Source organism: Mycobacterium sp. UM_CSW (genome assembly GCF_000455205.1).
Lineage (GTDB): Bacteria > Actinomycetota > Actinomycetes > Mycobacteriales > Mycobacteriaceae > Mycobacterium.
In genome coordinates, this window is the sequence record NZ_AUWQ01000134.1 from 1 (window position 1) to 1,461 (window position 1,461).

2 protein-coding genes are annotated in these 1,461 nt (G+C 70.2%); both read left to right on the forward strand.

Annotation, left to right across the window (positions count from 1 at the left end):
- Positions 1 to 1,023, forward strand: a 1,023-nt coding sequence (locus N415_RS29075; protein ID WP_152531635.1) for a PPE family protein, incomplete at its 5' end; no start/stop codon positions are given.
- An 84-nt stretch (positions 1,024 to 1,107) separates the two neighbouring features.
- Positions 1,108 to 1,404, forward strand: coding sequence for a WXG100 family type VII secretion target (locus N415_RS29080; protein WP_068189387.1), 297 nt, complete (start codon positions 1,108 to 1,110; stop codon positions 1,402 to 1,404).
- Positions 1,405 to 1,461: the final 57 nt, after the last annotated feature.

The window sequence follows — 1,461 nt, forward strand, 5'->3', positions numbered from 1 at the left end:
GCGATGGCGGCGGCCGCCGCACCGTACGTGGGGTGGTTGAGTTCAGCGGCGGCCCAGGCCGCGGCCGCGGCGGGCCAGGCCCGCGTGGCGGCGACGGCGTTCGAGTCGGCGTTGGCGGCGACGGTGCCCTCCGCGGCGGTGACGGCCAACCGTCAGCAATTCATGGCGCTGATCGCGGCGAACATCCTGGGCCAGAACACCCCGGCGATCTTCATGACCGAGTTCGAGTACCTGGAGATGTGGGCCCAGGACGTCGCCGCGATGCTGAGCTATCACGGCGGGGCGTTGGGCGTGGCCGCGGCGTTGCCGTCGTTCAGCCTGCCGCCAGTCGACCTGGCGGGCCTGGCGGCGTTGGCGGCATCGCCGCTGACCGGGGTGGTGTCGCAGGTTGCCGGACTGGCCTCCTCGGCGGGGGCCGGGCTCGCTACCGGGTTGGCGCCGGTGACCGACGTGGTCGGCTCCACGGTGTCGGGGGTGTCGGCGTTGGTTACCGGGGCGCCGATTTCGTCGCTGTCGACGCTCGCCCAGGTGGCAATGCTGCCGGTGAGCACCATGATGTCGCCGATCATGATGGCGGCCCAAGCGGGCATGGGCGCGAATCCGGCGGCCCTGGCCGGGGCAACCGGAGCGGCCGGCGCCGATGCGGCCAAGTTCGTCAGCGAAGCCTCGCCCGCCATGAAGGGCCTGGGCGGCGGGGGCCTCGGCGGCGCGGGCCTGGGCGGCGCCGCCGCGGAACTGGGTAAATCACGGCTGGTCGGTGCGATGTCGGTGCCCCCGACGTGGCAGGGGTCGACCCCGGCGCGGATGGGCAGCGCGGCGATGTCGGGACTGGGCGGGGAGATGCCCGCCGCCGCCGCGGGGGCCGGGGCGCCGATGGGCGGCGGCATGCCGTTCATGCCGATGCCGATGGGCGGCATGGGCGCCGGCGCCGGCATGCCCGGCGGGATGATGGGCCGCGGCGGGGCCAGCCCCAACGTCGTGCAGGCGCGACCCAGCGTGGTGCCGCGCGTCGGAGTCGGATAGGGCGGGGGTGATAGGCGGGGTTTGGACGTCGGGCGCCGCAGCGGCGCTTGACCGAAACATTTAGTTGATGAAAGGAGCGGTGTGGTGGCTACGCGATTTATGACCGACCCGCACGCAATGCGGGCAATGGCAGGCCGTTTCGACGTGCATGCGCAGACGGTTTCGGATGAGGCGCGTCGGATGTGGGCCTCGTCGCAGAACATTTCCGGCGCCAGTTGGAGTGGGGCCGCCGAGGCGACGTCCTACAACACGATGGGACAGATGAACCAGGCGTTTCACAACATTGTGAACATGCTGCAGAGCGTTCGCGACGGGCTGATCCGCGACGCCAATAACTACGAGCAGCAAGAGCAGGCTTCGCAGCAGATTCTGAGCAGTTAGCGGCTTTAGGCGTTAGGAGACTGAGCGATGACGATTAACTACCAGTTTGGCGATGTG